The following is a 16,797-nucleotide window of genomic DNA, read 5'->3' on the forward strand; positions in this document are numbered from 1 at the left end:
TCTGTGAATCACTTAGGGAGAGAAGCACAAGATGCGCACAGCTCAAGTCGACAGCAGTCGTGGATCGCTCTGGCACCGTTGGGACCCGCATATTCATGCGCCCGGCACATCGATGAATGACCAGTACGCTGGCTCTGATCCATGGGCGGAATTCTTCAAGCGTGTGGAAGTTCAAGACCCGCCGCTTCGAGTCCTGGGTATCACCGACTATTACCTGATAGACACCTACGAACGAGCCTGCGCTGAACGAGCAGCTGGGCACATGCCAGGGGTGGAGTTCATCTTCCCAAACATCGAGATCCGCCTGTCCATTGCTACGTCCAGTGAATCTGCTGTCAACGCGCACCTTTTGTTCTCAACAGAGGACAGCGACCATGTCAGCCGGATCAGGGGGCTGATGGCAGGTTTCACCTTCAAGTACTTGAAGGATCAATTTCGGTGCGAACGGGCGGACCTGATTCGCCTAGGTCGAAGGCACGATCCAACCATTGCAGATGACCGCGCAGCCCTGACCGCCGGTGTCAATCAGTTCAAGGTCTCGTTCGAGGAATTGCAGCAGACCTGGGACACTAACGATTGGTTTCGAAACAATTGCCTGATTGCAGTAGCCGCCGGCCAAGGCGACGGCACCTCAGGTCTGCGCGATCCGGCAGGATCATTCGCGGCAATGCGCGTCAGCATCGAGGCATTCGCTCAAATCATCTTCAGTGGCAACCCGAAGATGGCTGCCTTCTATCTCGGCGAGGGTCCTGCGACTTTGGCTGATCTCAATGCCAAGTGGAACGGGGTCAAACCTTGCCTTCATGGGTCGGACGCGCATTCGTACGGCCAGGTCGGCAACCCGGCCAAGGACCGCTATTGCTGGCTAAAGGGGGCGCCGACGTTCGAGACCCTGCGCCAGGCCTGCATGAACCCAGCCGGCCGCGTGATGATTGGCAAGGAGCCGCCGGCGGGCTCCCTCCCGAGCAATGTCATCCGGTCTGTGTCGGTGACCAACGCTCCTTGGATGTCCCCGTCGTCGATGGAGTTGAATCCTGGTCTTATCGCCATCATCGGTGCACGTGGCTCTGGCAAGACGGCGTTGGCCGACATGCTCGCCATGGGCGGCTGTGCCGCCTCATCGCACCTGAGCGACAAGTCGTTCCTTCGCCGCGCCAAAAGTCATCTAAAGGACTCCGAGGCGCGACTCACTTGGCAGTCCGGCGACGAGACGGCCAACAAGTTCTCCATGCTGGAGGTGGAGGACTTGCTAGATGCTCAGCACGTGCAGTATTTGTCCCAGCAGTTCGTCGACCAGCTCTGCAGCGCTGAGGGTCTTGAAGATCCGCTTGTCCGCGAGATCGAACGCGTTGTGTTCGATGCACACGCCGAGTTGAACCCGATCGAGGAGTCGAATTTCTCTGGGCTGCTGGATAAGCGTCTAGCCGTTGCCAGAGGTCTTCGTGACAAGCACGCTGCTGCCATCGTGTCTTGTTCGTCGGCAATGGCGTCGGAGCAGCTTCGTAGGGACGGCCTTGGCGCGCTGAAGCGCGAACGTGACGAGAAGCGGAAAGCGATCGCGAAGGACGAGGCCGACATGAAGGCGCTCATTCCCAAGGGTGACGCTGGAAGAACGGCGCGCCACGACGTAGTGGCAGAGGCGGTCCGCCTGAAGCGAGTGAAGGTCCTGCAAGCCAGGAGCAAACGCGATGCGTTGATCGGGCTGGCCGGGGAGGTCGCGCGATTGCGCGAGGAAGTGCTACCAGGGTTGCTGGATGCACTAATGGATGAGTGTGCTGACGCGGGGCTTCAACCGGCCGACTGGGCACATTTTAAGTTGGTGTTCGCCGGCGACATCGATTCGCTGCTACAAGCCCGGACCACTGCGGCCGAGTGCGCCTTAGCTTCGATCGAAGGCAAAGTCTCGCAGGTGCTGCCAACCGCCCAGCAGCCTGATCCGAACGTCCCGCTAATTCCTGAGGCGGACGACCTGGCGGGGCATACCCTGGGCCTCCTTGAGCGCGAACTCGCGCGGTTGCGGAACTTGATCGGCATGGACGCTGCTAACGCGCGCCGCTACAAGGCGATCTTTGATCGGGTCAACAAGGTCAGGGCCCAGCTGACAAAGCTAGAGGCCGATATCGTGAAAGCCGAAGGGGCTCAAGAGCGCATCGAAAAGCTGCGCCACGAGCGCCGCAACGCCTACGTTGGCGTGTTCCAGGCGATCATCGAAGAGGAGAAGGAGCTTGCCGATCTGTACAAACCTCTAGAGGCACGTATCTCCGCGGCACCAGGGTCCTTGTCCAAACTCTCCTTCACGGTGCGGCGCGACGTCGATATCGACGCCTGGTGCGATGCCGGAGAGGCCCTCATGGACCTTAGGGCCAGTGGTGCCTTCCGGGGCAAAGGTGGGCTCAAGACCGTGGCTGAGCTCAGTCTCGGCGACGCGTGGCGCACTGGTGGTGCGACCGAAGCCGGCGACGCCCTGCTGCAGTTCGTCCAGTCGCACCGGCAGGACCTTCTGAATCACCGCCCCTCGCATATCGAGAGCAAGGAATGGCTGCCCCAAGTATCCGCCTGGCTGTTCAGCACCAAGCACATCCGCGTGAGTTACGGCCTGGAGTTTGACGGTGTGCCCATCGAGCGCCTGTCGCCTGGCACGCGCGGCATCGTGTTGCTCTTGCTCTACTTGGCGGTCGATTCCCAGGACGACCGACCGTTGATCGTCGACCAACCTGAAGAGAACCTCGATCCGCAGTCGATCTATGACGAGTTGGTGGTCGAGTTCCAACGAGCTACACAAAGGCGACAAGTCATCATCGTCACGCACAACGCGAACCTTGTTGTGAACACCGATGCGGACCAGGTCATCGTTGCGCGAAGTGGTGGCCACGTGCCAGGCCAACTCCCAAAGATGATTTACACCTCTGGAGGACTCGAAGATCCGCAGATCCGTGAGGCTGTCTGTTCGATTCTTGAGGGAGGCAAGCGAGCCTTCCAAGAGCGTGCAAAGCGGCTCCGCGTCACGGTGTAGGCGAACGGCATGGGAGCAAAATGGGCTGCTGCCGATTCCGTGGACACCGACCTAAGCTCGATGAGCTTGCTCAAACTGTACCGCGCTGACATAACCGATGGTCGAATGACGCCGAGTTGGGTTGTAGAACCACTCGATGTAGTCAAGCACTTCCGCCCGTGCCTCGCCTCGCGTCGCCTGCCACCTACGGCATCGCAGGAGTCGGGCCGCCCGAAATCGCGAAGCCATCTTTTCTAGATTGCACAGCCCATCATGCATCAGTACATCGCCGACACCGAATTCGCTTCGCGGAATCTTCTGCAGCTTGCGACCGAAGAGGAAAACAAGCTGGAGGATCTATCTGCTCAACTAAGAGGCGTTGAAGCTCAATTGAGTGTTCACAAGTGGGATTTTGAGTCCAGCGATTTGAATGACGACTTCTCAGATGCTTACGTGATGGGCGCCTTCGCTCGAATGGCGGAGGCGTACCAACAAGCGGAGGAACTGAAACGTCAACTCGCGACTCTCCAAGCTAGCATCGGCACGCACCAGCAAGCAATCCAGGCAATCGCGGGCGCGCTTCTCCAGATTGCCAAGCAAGGAATCTCTGTGGTTCACGGCGGCCTAGCAGCGGCGCCCGAGGGCCGCAAGATCGGCACCGCCTCATTGAAGGAGGTCATCTGGCAGGCTCGAAATCAAGCGCTCCACTACGAGGAAGGGAAGTTCAACAATTCCGTTATGGACTTATTCAATACGCTTGAGAATGAACAAGGAGCGCAGTTCTCACTGACAGTCCATGCGTATCAGAGTCGAGCAAAGCAGGTACTGAGCGTACTTGGCTGGAAGAGCTATGCCACCTACTTGAGCGACATGCAGAGCCTCTTGCCATGATGCAATCTAAGCATTCCTTCAAACGGACCCGCCTACGGCGGGCCGCTCAAGTCAAACGTTGAGCGACCGCTTTGCGGGATCGAATATCGCAGTTCGACGGTCAGCTTGTTAGCGTAGGTGTTCGCGGCCCGGCCTGAAGCGAGCGGCAGTAGACGGCCAAGCTCAAGCGAAAATTCAAACTTCAACGAGACAAAAAGCCGCGAATTCAAACTTCAATGAGACACGGATTCAGGCCTCGACGGGACAAAAATCGCTAAGTACCGGATTTGATGGAAGTCCCAGTTCAATCTTCAGCGCAAACCGACACTTTGAGCTGCCAGGGCGGTGCCTGGTCTTGGCCGAGCAGCGCTGCCGGCCATGAGCGGGCGCTCGCAAACGTCAGCTTAGTGGCGCACCTAACCGACCTTGTTTGACCAGGATGACGTTCACGTAAATGGCCCGCCTCGGTGAAGAGGTCAAGGCGGCCGACGGCAATCTCGATCTGAGCGCCGTCAGGCCTATTCAGCTTTCCATTTGTCGATGCCCAAAGCCTTGTGCGCCCGTTCTCGCATCTCTAGCACCGACGCCATGGCCTGCTCCGCGTTTCCTTCGAGGTGCAACTCCTCACGCAGTGCGGACTGATACTTCGCCAGCAATAGCTGGAGGTTCGTGTTAGCTGCGTCGTTGTCCAAGTAGAACTGCCGCCGCAGCGGCACAAGATCCGCAATCATCTCGTCGCGGGCCTTCTCTAATCCGACCACGTAGTTCCGCCTCTCTTCGGTGGCGGCATACAGAGGATGTTCACTGTCCCTTTCTCCGGTCGCATATAGGTCATCCGATGCAATCTGAAGGCGACGAGCATCCTCTTTGGCTTGAAGGATATCGGCACGGATTTTGTGCATGTAGATCATCTGCTCCCGGATCGGGACGCCCAGCTGGAGGCCTCTGAAATAAAACTCAGAGACGACGGATGTAGTCTCGAATGAGAGGGCCAGCGCCGGCGCCTCGCACACCAGCCTAACCTTTGCGTTAGCAGTGAGAAATTCCTGGAGCGGGGCGTCTTCGTTCTCTCGGTCTGTGATCGGGCGCTCCAACAAACGCGCTGGAGCCACAACTGCAGCATTGATCTTCTCGATTGCATGCAGGTAGACCTCCCGACGGATCTGCCCTTTGCGATCCTCCTGCTTCTCTTCCCGCGCAAAGTCGCGCTGGAGTTTTGCCTCGGCGGTGTCCTGCTGATGCTGCAACGAGAGCCGATCAAGGCTGCTTCGATTCGCTGCCCTAACGCCACCAAACGCGATAGCGGCGCCGATTGCACCGGCGCTGACTGTGCAAAAGCCCGTTACCAGCGCGGCGCGTACCGGTTCAGGCAAGGCCGTGTACCAAGCTGCGATTGCGGGCCAGCAGCACGCAACGGTGGTCATTGCAGCAGCGCACCCAGCGAGTATGAGGGCGATTCGTGCGACAAACCGGTTAGCGAAAAAGCTCATCTGCGATCAAGTGTTGCCTGAGTGAGCGGAGTATCGTCGTAACCTGTCAGCCAACCGGCTTCTAGTTCGAGTCCGTAGCTTCGGCTTGTTCGCCTCGGCAATGACCTGCCGGTAGCGCTTCTTCTCCAGCAGGTCAACCGGCAGCGGTGTCTCGTACGGGTTCCCGTGCTGACGGCTGAAGAGCCCGCTAATGGTTGGTTCCGTCATTTGGCGTACTCCGTTGGTGACCGATTTCACACCGACACGACGGTGTAGGCCGCTCCACCAGTCGGCTCGATGGTCGCGGCACCCATACGGCAGTGGCCAGTGCGGCTGTACCTGCATGCGGTCACCGTGCCTTGCGACCAATCGCCAAGGCGAACTAACTACAGGTGGCAGTCGGCCTTGTCGATGTAGTTGCGCAGTCCTGACCTGCCCTTCCCTCCGTACCAATGAGTCGAGAGCGAGCGGGTCCGGGGCGCTTCACCCGAGGCGGGCAATCACTGCGCGAGCAAACTCATCTTTGGAGATTTGCGCGCAGGGTCCCAAGTTTTCGTGCACTCCGTTGCTTTTCCACTCAGTGAAAAAAGTGGTGTCCGGTTGGTGTGATCGCTCTAGCGCGAAGTAAGTTGATTCGTGAGCTGAATGCTTGCGCCGGCATAGCGCGACATAGACTGCCTCAGCAACGGCGATTGCGGGAGGCATTACGAGCAAGCAAACATCGTGCTGTGGCAGCGAAAGCAGATGGCGGCTGGAGGTGGTTGCCATAACGCTGAGGTAGTCTTTGAATCCGGAGGCAGCCAATACTTCGAATCTGGACCAAACCTCGATATCCATGCATTGGTCTGCAGCCCATCGCCAAAGTTGATCCATGAGCGCAGACTCACTCAAACTTGATTCGAACGCTGCTTCAGCCACGCCTTGCTTTTTAAAGTGTGCGGCCGGGAGAAATCGATGCGCCAAGCAATAGTGCAATGGACGAAAGAGTTTCCTGCCTGATGGCAGGTTGGGGCGTTCAACCCAAAATTCGAACGGCTCAATCGGCTGCGCTTGTCGGCTCATTGAATTTCGGAGTTGGTGAGTTTCGCTGGTCAGTGAGTCATTGCAGCGGAGTTTCACATAACTTTATGTCTGAGCTGCGGAGAGTCGCCTTGGCAGCAGATTGAGGACTCAGATGCAAGTAGCTACCGTAGTTTCCAGCGATCTGGCGCAGCATGCGCGACTGTCGACGCACAAACGAGCAATGGCCCGTTTCAGCGCGCCGTTTCAGGCGCGCCTACCGGATTTACCCAAGAAAACGCCCCCCAGAGCTTGCCGTCCGGGTTGGATAGGTCGCGGGCGTTCATAAAGCCAAGATCCTGCACCCAGTTGATATCGGTGCCGCCTTCGTCGCTGAACTGCGAGCTCAGCTCGAAGCCCATGGCTTGATGGAAGGCGGCCGAGGCGGTCAGGCATTGGCATAAACGCGCATGACGGCGTCCTCGGACGGCGCCCAGAATGAGCCGGTTGGACTGCTTGCTCTGCGCGCGACGGCGCGGCTCTCCTCTTGCTACTTTTTTCCCCAGCGGCCTGTCGATTTAGCAAACCGCCGTTCGTCGTGGTCTGACCGCAGCTTTGCCTGCGGCTATTCCTGTCACGCAGCCCCCTACATCACCGGAAAGAAAAGGAGCCCCGCCATGAGCCAAACGTCAGCCGCAGCCACCGCCAAGAAACCCGGGGCGGCTCGCGCCCGATCCGCCTCGTCCCCGGCCACCCGCCTGCTGCTCATGGTCGCCACCCGCAAAGGCGCCTGGTTCTTCCACAGCGATGGCAAGCGCAAGAGCTGGACGGTCGACGGCCCGCATTTCCTGGGCCACACCATCAGCCATTTGATGCTGGACCCACGAGATGGCCGCACCTTGCTGGCAGCCGCCAAGACCGGCCACCTCGGCCCGACGATCTTTCGTTCCACCAACCTGGGCCGCAGCTGGAAGGAGGCGACGCAGCCGCCCGCCTTTGCCGCGCCATCGGCTGGCAGCAGCCTGCCCGGTCGCTCGGTCGACCACAGCTTCTGGCTGACGCCGGGCCATGCCAGCGAGCCGGGCACTTGGTATGTGGGCACCTCGCCGCAAGGCCTGTTCCGCTCGGACGATGGCGGTGAGCGCTGGGCGCCGCTGGCCTCGGTCAACGACAGCGCGCAGTTCCGTGAATGGATGGGCTCGGCCCAGGACGGCACGCCCGACGGCCCCAAGCTGCACTCCGTGATCGTCGACCCGCGCGACCCCCAGCATCTCTACTTCGGCATGTCGGGCGGCGGTGTGCATGAATCTCGCGACGGGGGCGCGAGCTGGAGCACCTTGGTCCAGGGCATGGAGGTGGTCGGCGGTTTTGACCCCAGCACCATCACCTTCCACGACCCGCATTGCCTGCGCATCTGCCCCACGCAACCGGACCGGCTTTACCAGCAGAACCACTGCGGCATCTACCGCCTGGACCGCACGGGCCGGGCCAAGGACGATGTCTGGCAGCGCATCGGCCGCAAGATGCCCAAGCGCGTGGGCGACATCGGCTTTCCCATGGTGGTGCACCCGCGCGACCCGGACACGGCCTGGGTCTTCCCCATGGATGGGCAAGACGTCTGGCCGCGCACCGCCCCCGGCGGCCAGCCTGCCGCCTACATCACTCGCAATGCCGGCAAGACCTGGCAGCGCCTGGACCAGGGCCTGCCCGAGAGCCAGGCCTGGTGGACGATCAAGAGGCAGGCCATGACGGTGGATGCGCAGGCGAAACCGGCGCTCTACCTTGGCACCACCAGCGGCGAGCTCTGGATCGGCCGCGAGGAGGGCGCGAAGTGGCAGAACATCGCCCGCCATCTGCCGGAGATCTACGCGGTCGAAGTGGCCGAGCTGGCATGAAGGTCATGGTGCCGGCCGCGCTGCGCTCTTACACGCGCGAGCTGCAGGTCGAGGCCGAGGGCGCGACCCTGGACGCCTTGTTCACCGACCTCGACCGGCGCTACCCGGGCCTGCGTTTCCGGGTGGTCGATGAGCAGGGGCAGCTGCGCGCCAATATGCGGATCTTCGTGAACGGCCTGGGCGTGCGCGACATGCAGCATGGGCTGGTGGCGGACGACTTCGTGGCCGTGGTGTTGGCGCTCAGCGGCGGCTGAGTCAGCCTCCACCCCGACCTGGGGAAAGCCCGTCTGGCGCAGCCATGGCGCTTGCCGGAGGCTGTGCGCTCCGAACAAACAGGGCCTGTGCGGCCCGACGAGGAGGAGTGTTCATGAGCTCAGTTCTCATCAGCGGCGCGCAATACCTGACTCACCCCGAACGAGTTGATCGCAAAGGCCCCTTCCAGCGCACCTACCTGGCAGAGGGCGATTCCTGGATGGACGCCAGCGCCCTGGCCCAGGGCTCGCTGCCCTACTACCTGGTGCAGGAGTTCAATCGGCGCGGTCAGAGTTGCCTGATCATCAACATCTCCACCTCGGGCCAGACCCTGCAGCGGATCGAGCAGACCATGCAAGGCGATTACGTTTGGTGGTTGCGCCAGCATCGCTTTGACGGCGTGCTCTTCAGCGCCGGGGGCAATGACTTCATCGACGCCGCACGCGACCCCAATCCCGGCAAGGGCTTGCTGCGCGATATGGCCGGCCAGCCCTTGCCCAGCGATGGCTATGCCTGCGTGCGGCCCGAGGCCTTGAGCCTGCTGCGGCATTACCTGGACGTCAATTTCAGCGCCATGGTGCAGGCCTTGCGCGACAGCCCGCTCAATGCCGACACGCCCTTGTTCCTGAACGGCTATGACACCCCCACGGCGCGCAATGCGCCCGCTCTGGACGGCGTGATCGGGCCTTGGCTCTACCGGGCCTATGTGAAGAACCAGATCGACCCCGTGCTCTGGCCCACGCTCACCCGCGGTCTGTTCAGAGACATCGACGCGGTGGTGCAGGGCTGGGCCCAGGCGCATGCCGGCGTGCAGGCCGTGCCCACCTCGGGCCAGCTGCAGCCCGCTGCGGAAGGCAGCACCGGCAGCAGCGGCGACTGGAAGAATGAAATCCACCCCAATGCGCGCGGTTGGAAAAAACAGGCTGTCGTCTGGGCCGACGTGCTGGCATGATCGCCGCCGACTGCAGCCCGGCGGATTGGCCGGGCCGGCAGACTTTTTTGTCTTGAACCTCAAGGGCTTTGAGCCCCACACATCATGACCTCACCCACTCCGCCCGCCGCGCCCGCGACTGCGGCCAACCCTCCCTTGTCGCCGCTGGCGCGCGCGCTCAACGTCGTCGAGCGCCTGGGCAACAAGTTGCCCGATCCGGCCATCCTGTTTGCCTTGCTGATGGTCCTGGTCTGGCTGCTGTCCTGGTGGATGTCGGACATGCAGTTCACAGACATCGACCCGCGCAGCCAGCAACCCATCGCCATCAAGAACCTGCTCTCGGGTGCCGCCCTGGCCGCGTTTGCCTCGGGCCTGGTCACCAACTTCACCGGCTTCGCGCCGCTGGGTGTGGTGCTGGTGGCCATGCTGGGCCTGGGCGTGGCGGAGCACACCGGCTTCATCAACGCCGGCTTGCGGGCCATCCTGGCCGTCACCGCACGCGCCTTGCTGACGCCGGTGCTGATCGCGGTGGGCATCCTCAGCCATGTCGCGGTGGATGCCGGTTATGTGCTGGTCATCCCGCTCGGCGCCGTGATGTTCTATGCCGCAGGGCGCCACCCCTTGGCCGGTATTTCGGCCGCTTTTGCCGGGGTGTCGGGCGGCTTCTCGGCCACCTTCTTCATCCCGTCCAGCCTGGACCCCTTGCTCGCCGGCCTGACCCAGGTGGCGGCCCGCTTGTCGGCCGACCCGGGCGCGGCGGCCATCGTCATCAACCCGCTCAACAACTTCTACTTCACCTCCGCCTCGGCCCTGATGATCGTGCTGCTGGGCTGGGCGGTGACCGATCTGCTGATCGAACCGCGCCTGCGCAAGAGCACGGCGGTGGACGGTGACCCGGCCGAGCTGCCCAAGATCGAGCCCCTGAGCGCCAAGGAAAAGCGTGGCCTGCTGATGGCCGGCCTGGCCACCCTGGTGGCCGTGGGCCTGTTCGTGGCGGCGGTGCTGCCGGCCGATTCGGCCTGGCGCAGCCCGGCGGGCGAGCTGGCGGCGGCCGCGGCCCCGCTGATGAAGTCCATCGTCGCGCTGATCTTTGTGTTCTTCCTGCTCCCGGGTGTGGTCTACGGCTATGCCTCGGGCAGCATCCAAAGCCATGCCGACATCGTCAAGGGCATGAGCAAGGCCATGAGCGGCATGGGCTACTACATCGTCATGGCCTTCTTCTGTGCGCAGTTCATCTACGCCTTTGGTCAGTCGAACCTGGGTGCTTTGTTGGCCATCAAGGGCGCCAGCTGGCTCAAGGACATGGCCTTCCCCACGGGCATCACCTTGATCGGCATGGTCTTGCTGACCAGCGTGGTCAATCTGCTGATCGGCTCCGCCTCGGCCAAGTGGGCGCTGATCGGCGCCATCATGGTGCCGATGCTGATGCAGCTGGGCATCTCGCCCGACCTGACCCAGGCGGCTTATCGCGTGGGTGACAGCTCCACCAACATCATCACGCCCCTGATGCCTTACTTCCCCTTGATCGTGGTGTTCTGCCAGAAGTATGTGAAGGGCGCCGGCATCGGCACGCTGATCGCGCTGATGCTGCCCTATTCGCTGGCCCTGCTGGTCGGCTGGACGGCCTTCCTGCTGGGCTTCTGGGCCCTGGGCTTCCCTCTGGGCGTGGGCGCCAGCTACGTCTACCCCGTGCCTTGATGGCGGGCGCCGCGGAAGCCCCGCCGGCCCCGAGGCCTTGGCTTTCGCGCTAGTCTGCGGGCCGCTGTGGGGGTGGCACGAACGCCACCCCCGCGGCCCCGCATGAGGCCCCCGACCGCATTCACCCACCCCACCACCCCCACCGCCCTGGTCTGGTTCAAGCGCGACCTGCGCTTGCGCGACCATGCGCCGCTGGTGGAGGCCGCGCAGTTCGAGCGCGCGGCGGCGCTGCTGCTGATCGAGCCCGAGTGGCTGCAGAGCCCCGAGTGCGAGGCCCGTCATGTCGAGTTCCTGCTGTCCTGTGCCCAAGCCTTGCAGCAAGACTTGGCCCGCATCGGCTTGCCCCTGATCGTGCGCGTGGGCTCGGCCGTGGCGGTGCTGGAACAGCTGCGCCAGGAGCTGGGCTTCAGCCATCTGCTCAGCCACGAGGAAACCGGCACGGGCTGGAGTTATGTTCGCGACATCGAAGTCGCCCGCTGGTGCCGCGCCCGCGGCGTGGCATGGCAAGAGTGGCCGCAAACCGGCGTGGTGCGGCGCCTGAAATCGCGCAGCGGCTGGGCCGCGCTCTGGGCCCAGCGTATGGATGCGGCGCCGCTACCGCGGCCCCTGGGCTTCAAGCCCTGGTTGGATTCGCGACCGACCCCGCTGCCCGGGCTGCAGGACCTGGGCTTCGCGCCCAGCACCGTGCCGGCCACGCCGGCCGGCGAGCGCGCCGCCTGGCAGACCCTGGGCAGCTTTCTCGATGGCCGCGGGCGCGACTACCGCAGCGCGCTGTCCAGCCCGCTCACCGCCGCCGAGGGCTGCAGCCGGCTCAGCGCCCACCTGGCCTTCGGCACCATCTCCATGCGCATGGTGCACCAGGCCACCGAGCGCCGCATCGCCAGCACGGAAGACCGCAGCCTGGCCTACGGCCTGCGCGGCTTTTCCAGCCGTCTGCGCTGGCACTGCCATTTCATGCAAAAGCTGGAGGACGAGCCGGCGCTGGAGTGGCGCAATCTGGCCCGCGCCGTCGATGGCCTGCGCCCCGGTGAGAGCACGCCGCTGGAGGGCGATGACCGCGAGCGCTTCCAGGCCTGGTGCGAGGGGCGGACGGGTTATCCCATGGTGGACGCCTGCATGCGCCAGCTGCGCGCCACCGGCTGGCTGAACTTCCGCATGCGGGCCATGCTGGTCAGCTTTGCGGCTTATCACCTGTGGCTGCATTGGCGCGAACCGGGCCTGTTCCTGGCCCGGCAGTTCCTCGACTTCGAGCCCGGCATTCACTGGTGCCAGATGCAGATGCAGTCCGGCACCACCGGCATCAACACCTTGCGCATCTACTCGCCCGCCAAGCAGGCGCGCGAGCACGACCCGCTGGGCGAGTACCAGCGCCGCTGGTTGCCCGAGCTGGGCACAGCGGCCTACCCCGCGCCCATCGTCGACGAACGCGCCGCCCTGGCCAGTGCCAAAGAAACCCTCTATGGCCAACGGCGCAGCCCCGCGGCACAGGCCGAGGCCGAGCGCATTCAGGACAAGCATGGCTCGCGCAAAAGCGGCCTGCCGTCCACAGCCCGGCCGGTGGCCAAGCTCAAGCGTCAGCCGCCGTCAGCCGCCGATGAGGCACAGCAACGCCTGTTTTGATATCGCTTGTCGCTCAAGCCAGCGCGGTCAATTGAGGTCGATACGCCGCCGGTGCTGGCTCAAACTCATGGCATCGCTGAAGTACTGCTTGTGCAGTTGGGCCAGCTGACCTTTGCGCTGCAAGGCCTTCAAACCGCGCAGCAGGCGATGTGCCCGGGCCTGACCTTCAGGGCTGCGAGCGGTGTAGAACCAGGGCTCGGACTGGATCTCCAGCAGCAGCCGGGGCTCCCAGCTCAGCTCGGGAAAATCCTCCAGCATTGCGGAGACCTGGGCGGCATGGAGCACGCTGCACATGATCACATCGCTGCGTCCCAAGGCCAGCATCTTGAACAGGCCGACAAAGGATTCCGTGATCGAGACCTGAAAGCCTCGCTCTTGCAGCATCTGGCGATCGCTCCAGCTGTTCAGCACGCCAAAGCGAAACGCTTTGAGTTCCTCTCGATGACGCAGCACCGCCAGCTGCGGCAGCAGCTCGTGCCGGGTCAGCAGCACGCGCTGGCTGTGCAGGCCAAGGGCCAGCGGGAAGGGCACGCGCTGCAGCAGGGCGTCCACCTCCGGCGTTGCGAAGCTGTGCACCACGCTCAGCTGCCCGGCGGCCACTTCGAGCCGAGCGCGCGACTGCGGCATGGTCAGCGCGGACCAGCTCAGCTGCACCGGCTTGACCGGTGTGGCCGTCGCCTCCAGCGCCGCCCGGAGCAGCGCGAACTCGAAGGCATAGCGGCTGCGGTCGCCGTCGTTCGGGAGGGGGTAGGTCCAGATCTCGGGCTTGCCGGCCCAAACGTTCAAGCCGAGCGGCACCAAGGCGCCGGCCAGGGCGGCTTTCAGCAGCAGTCGCCGACGCCGGGGCGTCGCCCCCGGCCGCTCGTGTTCAGGGCAGCTTGAATGCATCGACCGCGCTGGACAGCTGCTCGGCCTGCTGGCGCATGCCGCTGGAAGCCGCAGCCGTTTCTTCGACCAGGGCGGCGTTCTGCTGCGTCATCTGGTCGAGTTCGTGGATGGCCTTGCCGACCTGGTCGATGCCCAGAGCCTGCTCGCGTGCGCCGCTGGAGATGCCTTGCAGCAGGCTGCCGACCGTGCTGGTGCTCTCGACGATGGCGCGCATGGTGGTGCCTGCTTCGCTGACGATGCGGTTGCCCAGCTCGACCCGTTCGCCGCTTGCCACGATCAGTTGCTTGATCTCGCGCGCAGCTTCGGCGCTGCGCTGGGCGAGGGCCCGCACCTCGCTGGCCACGACGGCAAAGCCACGGCCTTGCTCGCCGGCCCGGGCGGCTTCGACGGCCGCGTTCAGGGCCAGGATATTGGTCTGGAAGGCGATGCTGTCGATCACGCCGATGATCTCGCCGATGCGGCGGCTGGAGTCCTGGATCTCGGACATGGTGGTGACCACCTGCTCGATCACTTGCCCGCCTTGGCCGGCCAGCTTGACGTTCTGGGTGGCGACGCCAGCGGCCTGTGCGGCGCCGTCGGTGGTGTTGCTGACGGTGGAGCTGATCTCCTCCATGGCCGAGGCCGTCTTCTCCAGATTGGCTGCGGCCTGCTCGGTGCGCTGCGACAGGTCCATGCTGCCGGTGGCCACCTCGTCGGCCGAGATCTTGATGGCGTCCGCCGCCTCGCGCACCTCGCGGACGGTAGCCCGCAGCGACAGCTGCATTTCCGCCAGCGCGCCCATCAGCAAGGCGGTTTCGTCGCTGCCCTTGGGCGTGAGGGTGTCGGTCAGGTCACCGCCGGCCATGGCACGCATGCGCTGAATCAGGGTGCGGATGCCCGAGTTCATGACGCGGTAGAAGCAGTAGAAGAAATAGAGCCCGGCCAGCAGCAGAGCCAGGGCGCTGCTCGCTCCGACGACGATGCTGTCGAACAGACGCTGCTGGCGGGCTTCCAGCAGCTGGTCCAGCTGCTTGGCGATGGTTTTCTGCAGGGCACTCAGTTCGACCAGGACCGCCGTGGCTTCCTGCACGATGTCGGCGGGCTTGCGATCGCTGACCTCGTCCTGCTGCAGCATGGCCTCGTAGCGCGTGACGAAGGCTTTCGCTCCAGCCAACTTGTCTTCCAGCTTGAGCTTGGCCAGGGCAGGGTTGAACTCCGCCGCGTGCGCGAGGCCTTCATTCAGCTGGTCGAGCCGGGCCTTGTCAACGGCCAGACTGGCAGCCGCCGCGGCCAGGCGCTTCGACTTCGGGTCTTGAACAAACGCGGCCAAGGCGCCGCGGGTCAGCCCCAGGTTCTCCATCAGGTGGGGCAGGTTGACGGTGCTCGCCAGCATCAGGTAGTAAGTGTCGCCTTCGGGGTCCAGGGCCAGGCCGCTGGCGTTCACCGCATGTTGGGCCAAGTCGCCCAGGTGGCCACTGATTTCGACATAGGGTTTGCGCACTTCGGTGGCGCTCATGCCCTGGCTGTTCTGGCGCATGGCGCTGTCCACGGCGGCCACCAAGGGCTTCCAATGTTCATCGCCCTTGTCCGCGAAGCTGTCCAGCCGTGGCTTGGCTTCTTTGTGCAGCAACTCGATGGCCAGCTTGAACTGGTCCTGCAGCGCCGGCAAATCGCTGCGCTCCACGCCATTGGCGCGGTCGACCAAGCCGCGGCGTAGCAGCTGAGTCGCCTCCGTGGCGGGCAGCAGGGCCTGGACTGTGGCCAGGCCGGTGCGCTCGGCCGCTGTGCTCTGCCAGACGGCGTGCCGGTCCGAGATCAGCACACCGAGGGTCAGCAGCATGGGCAGCACCAGCAGCAGCAAGATCACCGCGGCCTTGGCCGGAAACATCATCTTGCGGAACCAGTTCACACCGGGGCGGGCCCAGGCTGGGGTGCTGGGGACCGTTTCTGTGTGCGGTGTAGTTTGTGGGCGCATGAGCGTGGCAGGGTGAGGAGGGGGAGGCGAAGCTTGTGGGCGCTCAGGGAACGCCGGGCCTGGGGGGGGCTGCGAGAAATGGTATTGCAAAGGATTGCAGAACAGGGGTATCGGCAGCCTGTGCACCAAACTTGAGCGTCGGATCGAGAACTATGGGCGCCCAGGCTTTCGGGAAGCTGTGCCTGAGCCGCGCCTTGTTGCTGGCGCGCGACGCGCCCGCCAGGCGCCCTCAGTCCTTGCTGGCCCCAGCCGGCGGCGCGCTTCGATTGACCAAGGCCACGCCCGCCGCCAGGGCCAGCAAGGCCAGGCCCAGGCGCGGGCTGATCGCCTCATCCAGCAGCGCGGCGCCGGCCAGCAGGCCGAACAGCGGCGTGGCCAGGGTGAAGCTGGCCAGGCGGGTGGCCGGGTAGTGGCGGATCATCCAGAACCAGAGCAGGTAGCTGGCAAAGCTGACGATCACCGCCTGGAAAAAGAACAGGCCGCTCAGGCGCAGCGTCCATTCGGCCGGCAGCGGTTCGCCGACCACCAGCGCGGCCACGCTCAGGCCCAGGCCGGAGATGCCCAGCTGGTAGAGCAGGGTTTTCTCGGCGCTGGCGCTGGCCAGGCGGCTGCCTCGTATGGCCAAGGTGGTGCCGCCCCAGAGCAGGGCCGCCAGCACGCCCAGGCTGTCGCCTAGCCATTGCAGGGGGCGGCTCGCTTCCGTGCTGTGAAAACCTTCCGAAAACGCCCAGGCCACCGCCGCGAAGGCCATCACCAGGCCGGCGATCTGGCGTGGCGCCAGGCGCTCGCTGGCCGAAATGAAGGGCATGCCCAGGGCCACGACAAAGGGGCTCAGGTAGATGAACACCACCATGCGCGAGGCGCTGGTGTACTGCAGGCCGATGAAGATGCAGGCGAACTCCAGCCCGAACAGCGCGCCGGCCAGCAAGCCGCCACGCAAGCTGCCGTCGCGCTGGAACAGTGCAATGCCGCGCCACTTCGCCCACAGCGCCACCAACCCCGCCGCCACCAGCGAGCGCAGCCCCGCCTGCCACAGCGGCCCCATCTCGCTCATCGCCGCCTTCACCGCCACCTGGTTCAGGCCCCACATGACGCAGCAGATCAGCAGCAGGACGATGGCGCGGGAGTCGAGGTGGGTGTGGCGGGGCATGGGTGGGGGCGGGTGAATGGGTGAACGGGTGAACAGGTGAATGGGTGAATGGGTGAATGGGCGACTGGTGCGTTGTGCG

General features: G+C 63.9%; 13 protein-coding genes and 1 pseudogene. 7 read left to right on the forward strand and 7 right to left on the reverse strand.

Annotation, left to right across the window (positions count from 1 at the left end; genetic code table 11):
- Nucleotides 1-31 precede the first annotated feature (31 nt).
- Nucleotides 32-3,013 carry a TrlF family AAA-like ATPase gene (locus ACQY39_RS05840; RefSeq protein WP_428504277.1) on the forward strand — a complete coding sequence of 994 codons (2,982 nt, stop codon included), beginning with the start codon at nt 32-34 and terminating at the stop codon, nt 3,011-3,013.
- Nucleotides 3,014-3,064: 51 nt separating this feature from the next.
- Here ACQY39_RS05840 and ACQY39_RS05845 read toward each other — a convergent pair.
- A pseudogene (locus ACQY39_RS05845) lies at nt 3,065-3,184 on the reverse strand (IS3 family transposase); the annotation flags it as partial.
- 81 nt (nt 3,185-3,265) lie between these two features.
- Between ACQY39_RS05845 and ACQY39_RS05850 the strand changes: the two are divergent.
- Nucleotides 3,266-3,883, forward strand: a complete 618-nt coding sequence (locus tag ACQY39_RS05850) for a hypothetical protein (protein WP_428504279.1) — start codon at nt 3,266-3,268, stop codon at nt 3,881-3,883.
- A 497-nt stretch (nt 3,884-4,380) separates the two neighbouring features.
- Here ACQY39_RS05850 and ACQY39_RS05855 read toward each other — a convergent pair whose 3' ends face one another.
- From ACQY39_RS05855 to ACQY39_RS05865, 3 genes are all read right to left on the reverse strand, one after another.
- Nucleotides 4,381-5,286 (reverse strand): hypothetical protein, encoded by a 906-nt coding sequence (locus ACQY39_RS05855; protein WP_428504281.1) that lies wholly within the window; start codon nt 5,284-5,286, stop codon nt 4,381-4,383.
- A 528-nt stretch (nt 5,287-5,814) separates the two neighbouring features.
- A complete protein-coding gene (locus tag ACQY39_RS05860) occupies nt 5,815-6,393 on the reverse strand; it encodes a hypothetical protein (protein ID WP_428504283.1) in 579 nt (192 codons plus the stop codon).
- A 191-nt stretch (nt 6,394-6,584) separates the two neighbouring features.
- The gene (locus ACQY39_RS05865; protein WP_428504285.1) at nt 6,585-6,752 is read right to left on the reverse strand and encodes a hypothetical protein; all 168 of its coding nucleotides are present in this window, start codon (nt 6,750-6,752) and stop codon (nt 6,585-6,587) included.
- A 255-nt stretch (nt 6,753-7,007) separates the two neighbouring features.
- Here ACQY39_RS05865 and ACQY39_RS05870 point away from each other — a divergent pair, with 255 nt between their 5' ends.
- The 5 genes from ACQY39_RS05870 to ACQY39_RS05890 all read left to right on the forward strand — a co-directional run bounded on the left by ACQY39_RS05870 (nt 7,008) and on the right by ACQY39_RS05890 (nt 12,726).
- Complete coding sequence (locus ACQY39_RS05870) at nt 7,008-8,225, forward strand: glycosyl hydrolase (RefSeq protein WP_428504287.1); 1,218 nt, start codon at nt 7,008-7,010, stop codon at nt 8,223-8,225.
- Complete coding sequence (locus tag ACQY39_RS05875) at nt 8,222-8,479, forward strand: MoaD/ThiS family protein (protein WP_428504289.1); 258 nt, start codon at nt 8,222-8,224, stop codon at nt 8,477-8,479. Before ACQY39_RS05870 ends, ACQY39_RS05875 begins: the two co-directional genes overlap by 4 nt.
- Nucleotides 8,480-8,592: 113 nt before the next feature.
- Nucleotides 8,593-9,429, forward strand: a complete 837-nt coding sequence (locus ACQY39_RS05880) for a GDSL-type esterase/lipase family protein (protein WP_428504291.1) — start codon at nt 8,593-8,595, stop codon at nt 9,427-9,429.
- Between the two features lie 84 nt (nt 9,430-9,513).
- A complete protein-coding gene (locus tag ACQY39_RS05885) occupies nt 9,514-11,106 on the forward strand; it encodes an AbgT family transporter (RefSeq protein WP_428504293.1) in 1,593 nt (530 codons plus the stop codon).
- A gap of 102 nt (nt 11,107-11,208) precedes the next feature.
- Nucleotides 11,209-12,726, forward strand: a complete 1,518-nt coding sequence (locus ACQY39_RS05890) for an FAD-binding domain-containing protein (RefSeq protein WP_428504295.1) — start codon at nt 11,209-11,211, stop codon at nt 12,724-12,726.
- Between the two features lie 27 nt (nt 12,727-12,753).
- Here the strand turns inward: ACQY39_RS05890 and ACQY39_RS05895 are convergent, their stop codons facing one another.
- The 3 genes from ACQY39_RS05895 to ACQY39_RS05905 all read right to left on the reverse strand — a co-directional run bounded on the left by ACQY39_RS05895 (nt 12,754) and on the right by ACQY39_RS05905 (nt 16,718).
- The gene (locus ACQY39_RS05895) at nt 12,754-13,614 is read right to left on the reverse strand and encodes a hypothetical protein (protein WP_428504297.1); all 861 of its coding nucleotides are present in this window, start codon (nt 13,612-13,614) and stop codon (nt 12,754-12,756) included.
- The gene (locus tag ACQY39_RS05900; protein WP_428504299.1) at nt 13,595-15,568 is read right to left on the reverse strand and encodes a methyl-accepting chemotaxis protein; all 1,974 of its coding nucleotides are present in this window, start codon (nt 15,566-15,568) and stop codon (nt 13,595-13,597) included. The genes ACQY39_RS05895 and ACQY39_RS05900 overlap by 20 nt, the downstream gene beginning before the upstream one ends.
- 229 nt (nt 15,569-15,797) lie before the next feature.
- A complete protein-coding gene (locus tag ACQY39_RS05905; RefSeq protein ID WP_428504301.1) occupies nt 15,798-16,718 on the reverse strand; it encodes a DMT family transporter in 921 nt (306 codons plus the stop codon).
- Nucleotides 16,719-16,797 lie beyond the last annotated feature (79 nt).

This window comes from Roseateles sp., from assembly GCF_965262435.1.
Classification (GTDB): domain Bacteria; phylum Pseudomonadota; class Gammaproteobacteria; order Burkholderiales; family Burkholderiaceae_C; genus Paucibacter_A.

What these genes read in the sequence shown, in the direction of transcription:
- ACQY39_RS05840 (WP_428504277.1), top strand. Translation starts at nt 32, where the DNA reads ATGCGCACAGCTCAAGTCGACAGCAGTCGTGGATCGCTCTGGCACCGT.
- ACQY39_RS05850 (WP_428504279.1), top strand. Translation starts at nt 3,266, where the DNA reads ATGCATCAGTACATCGCCGACACCGAATTCGCTTCGCGGAATCTTCTG.
- ACQY39_RS05855 (WP_428504281.1), bottom strand. Translation starts at nt 5,286, where the DNA reads ATGACCACCGTTGCGTGCTGCTGGCCCGCAATCGCAGCTTGGTACACG.
- ACQY39_RS05860 (WP_428504283.1), bottom strand. Translation starts at nt 6,393, where the DNA reads ATGAGCCGACAAGCGCAGCCGATTGAGCCGTTCGAATTTTGGGTTGAA.
- ACQY39_RS05865 (WP_428504285.1), bottom strand. Translation starts at nt 6,752, where the DNA reads ATGGGCTTCGAGCTGAGCTCGCAGTTCAGCGACGAAGGCGGCACCGAT.
- ACQY39_RS05870 (WP_428504287.1), top strand. Translation starts at nt 7,008, where the DNA reads ATGAGCCAAACGTCAGCCGCAGCCACCGCCAAGAAACCCGGGGCGGCT.
- ACQY39_RS05875 (WP_428504289.1), top strand. Translation starts at nt 8,222, where the DNA reads ATGAAGGTCATGGTGCCGGCCGCGCTGCGCTCTTACACGCGCGAGCTG.
- ACQY39_RS05880 (WP_428504291.1), top strand. Translation starts at nt 8,593, where the DNA reads ATGAGCTCAGTTCTCATCAGCGGCGCGCAATACCTGACTCACCCCGAA.
- ACQY39_RS05885 (WP_428504293.1), top strand. Translation starts at nt 9,514, where the DNA reads ATGACCTCACCCACTCCGCCCGCCGCGCCCGCGACTGCGGCCAACCCT.
- ACQY39_RS05890 (WP_428504295.1), top strand. Translation starts at nt 11,209, where the DNA reads ATGAGGCCCCCGACCGCATTCACCCACCCCACCACCCCCACCGCCCTG.
- ACQY39_RS05895 (WP_428504297.1), bottom strand. Translation starts at nt 13,614, where the DNA reads ATGCATTCAAGCTGCCCTGAACACGAGCGGCCGGGGGCGACGCCCCGG.
- ACQY39_RS05900 (WP_428504299.1), bottom strand. Translation starts at nt 15,568, where the DNA reads ATGCGCCCACAAACTACACCGCACACAGAAACGGTCCCCAGCACCCCA.
- ACQY39_RS05905 (WP_428504301.1), bottom strand. Translation starts at nt 16,718, where the DNA reads ATGCCCCGCCACACCCACCTCGACTCCCGCGCCATCGTCCTGCTGCTG.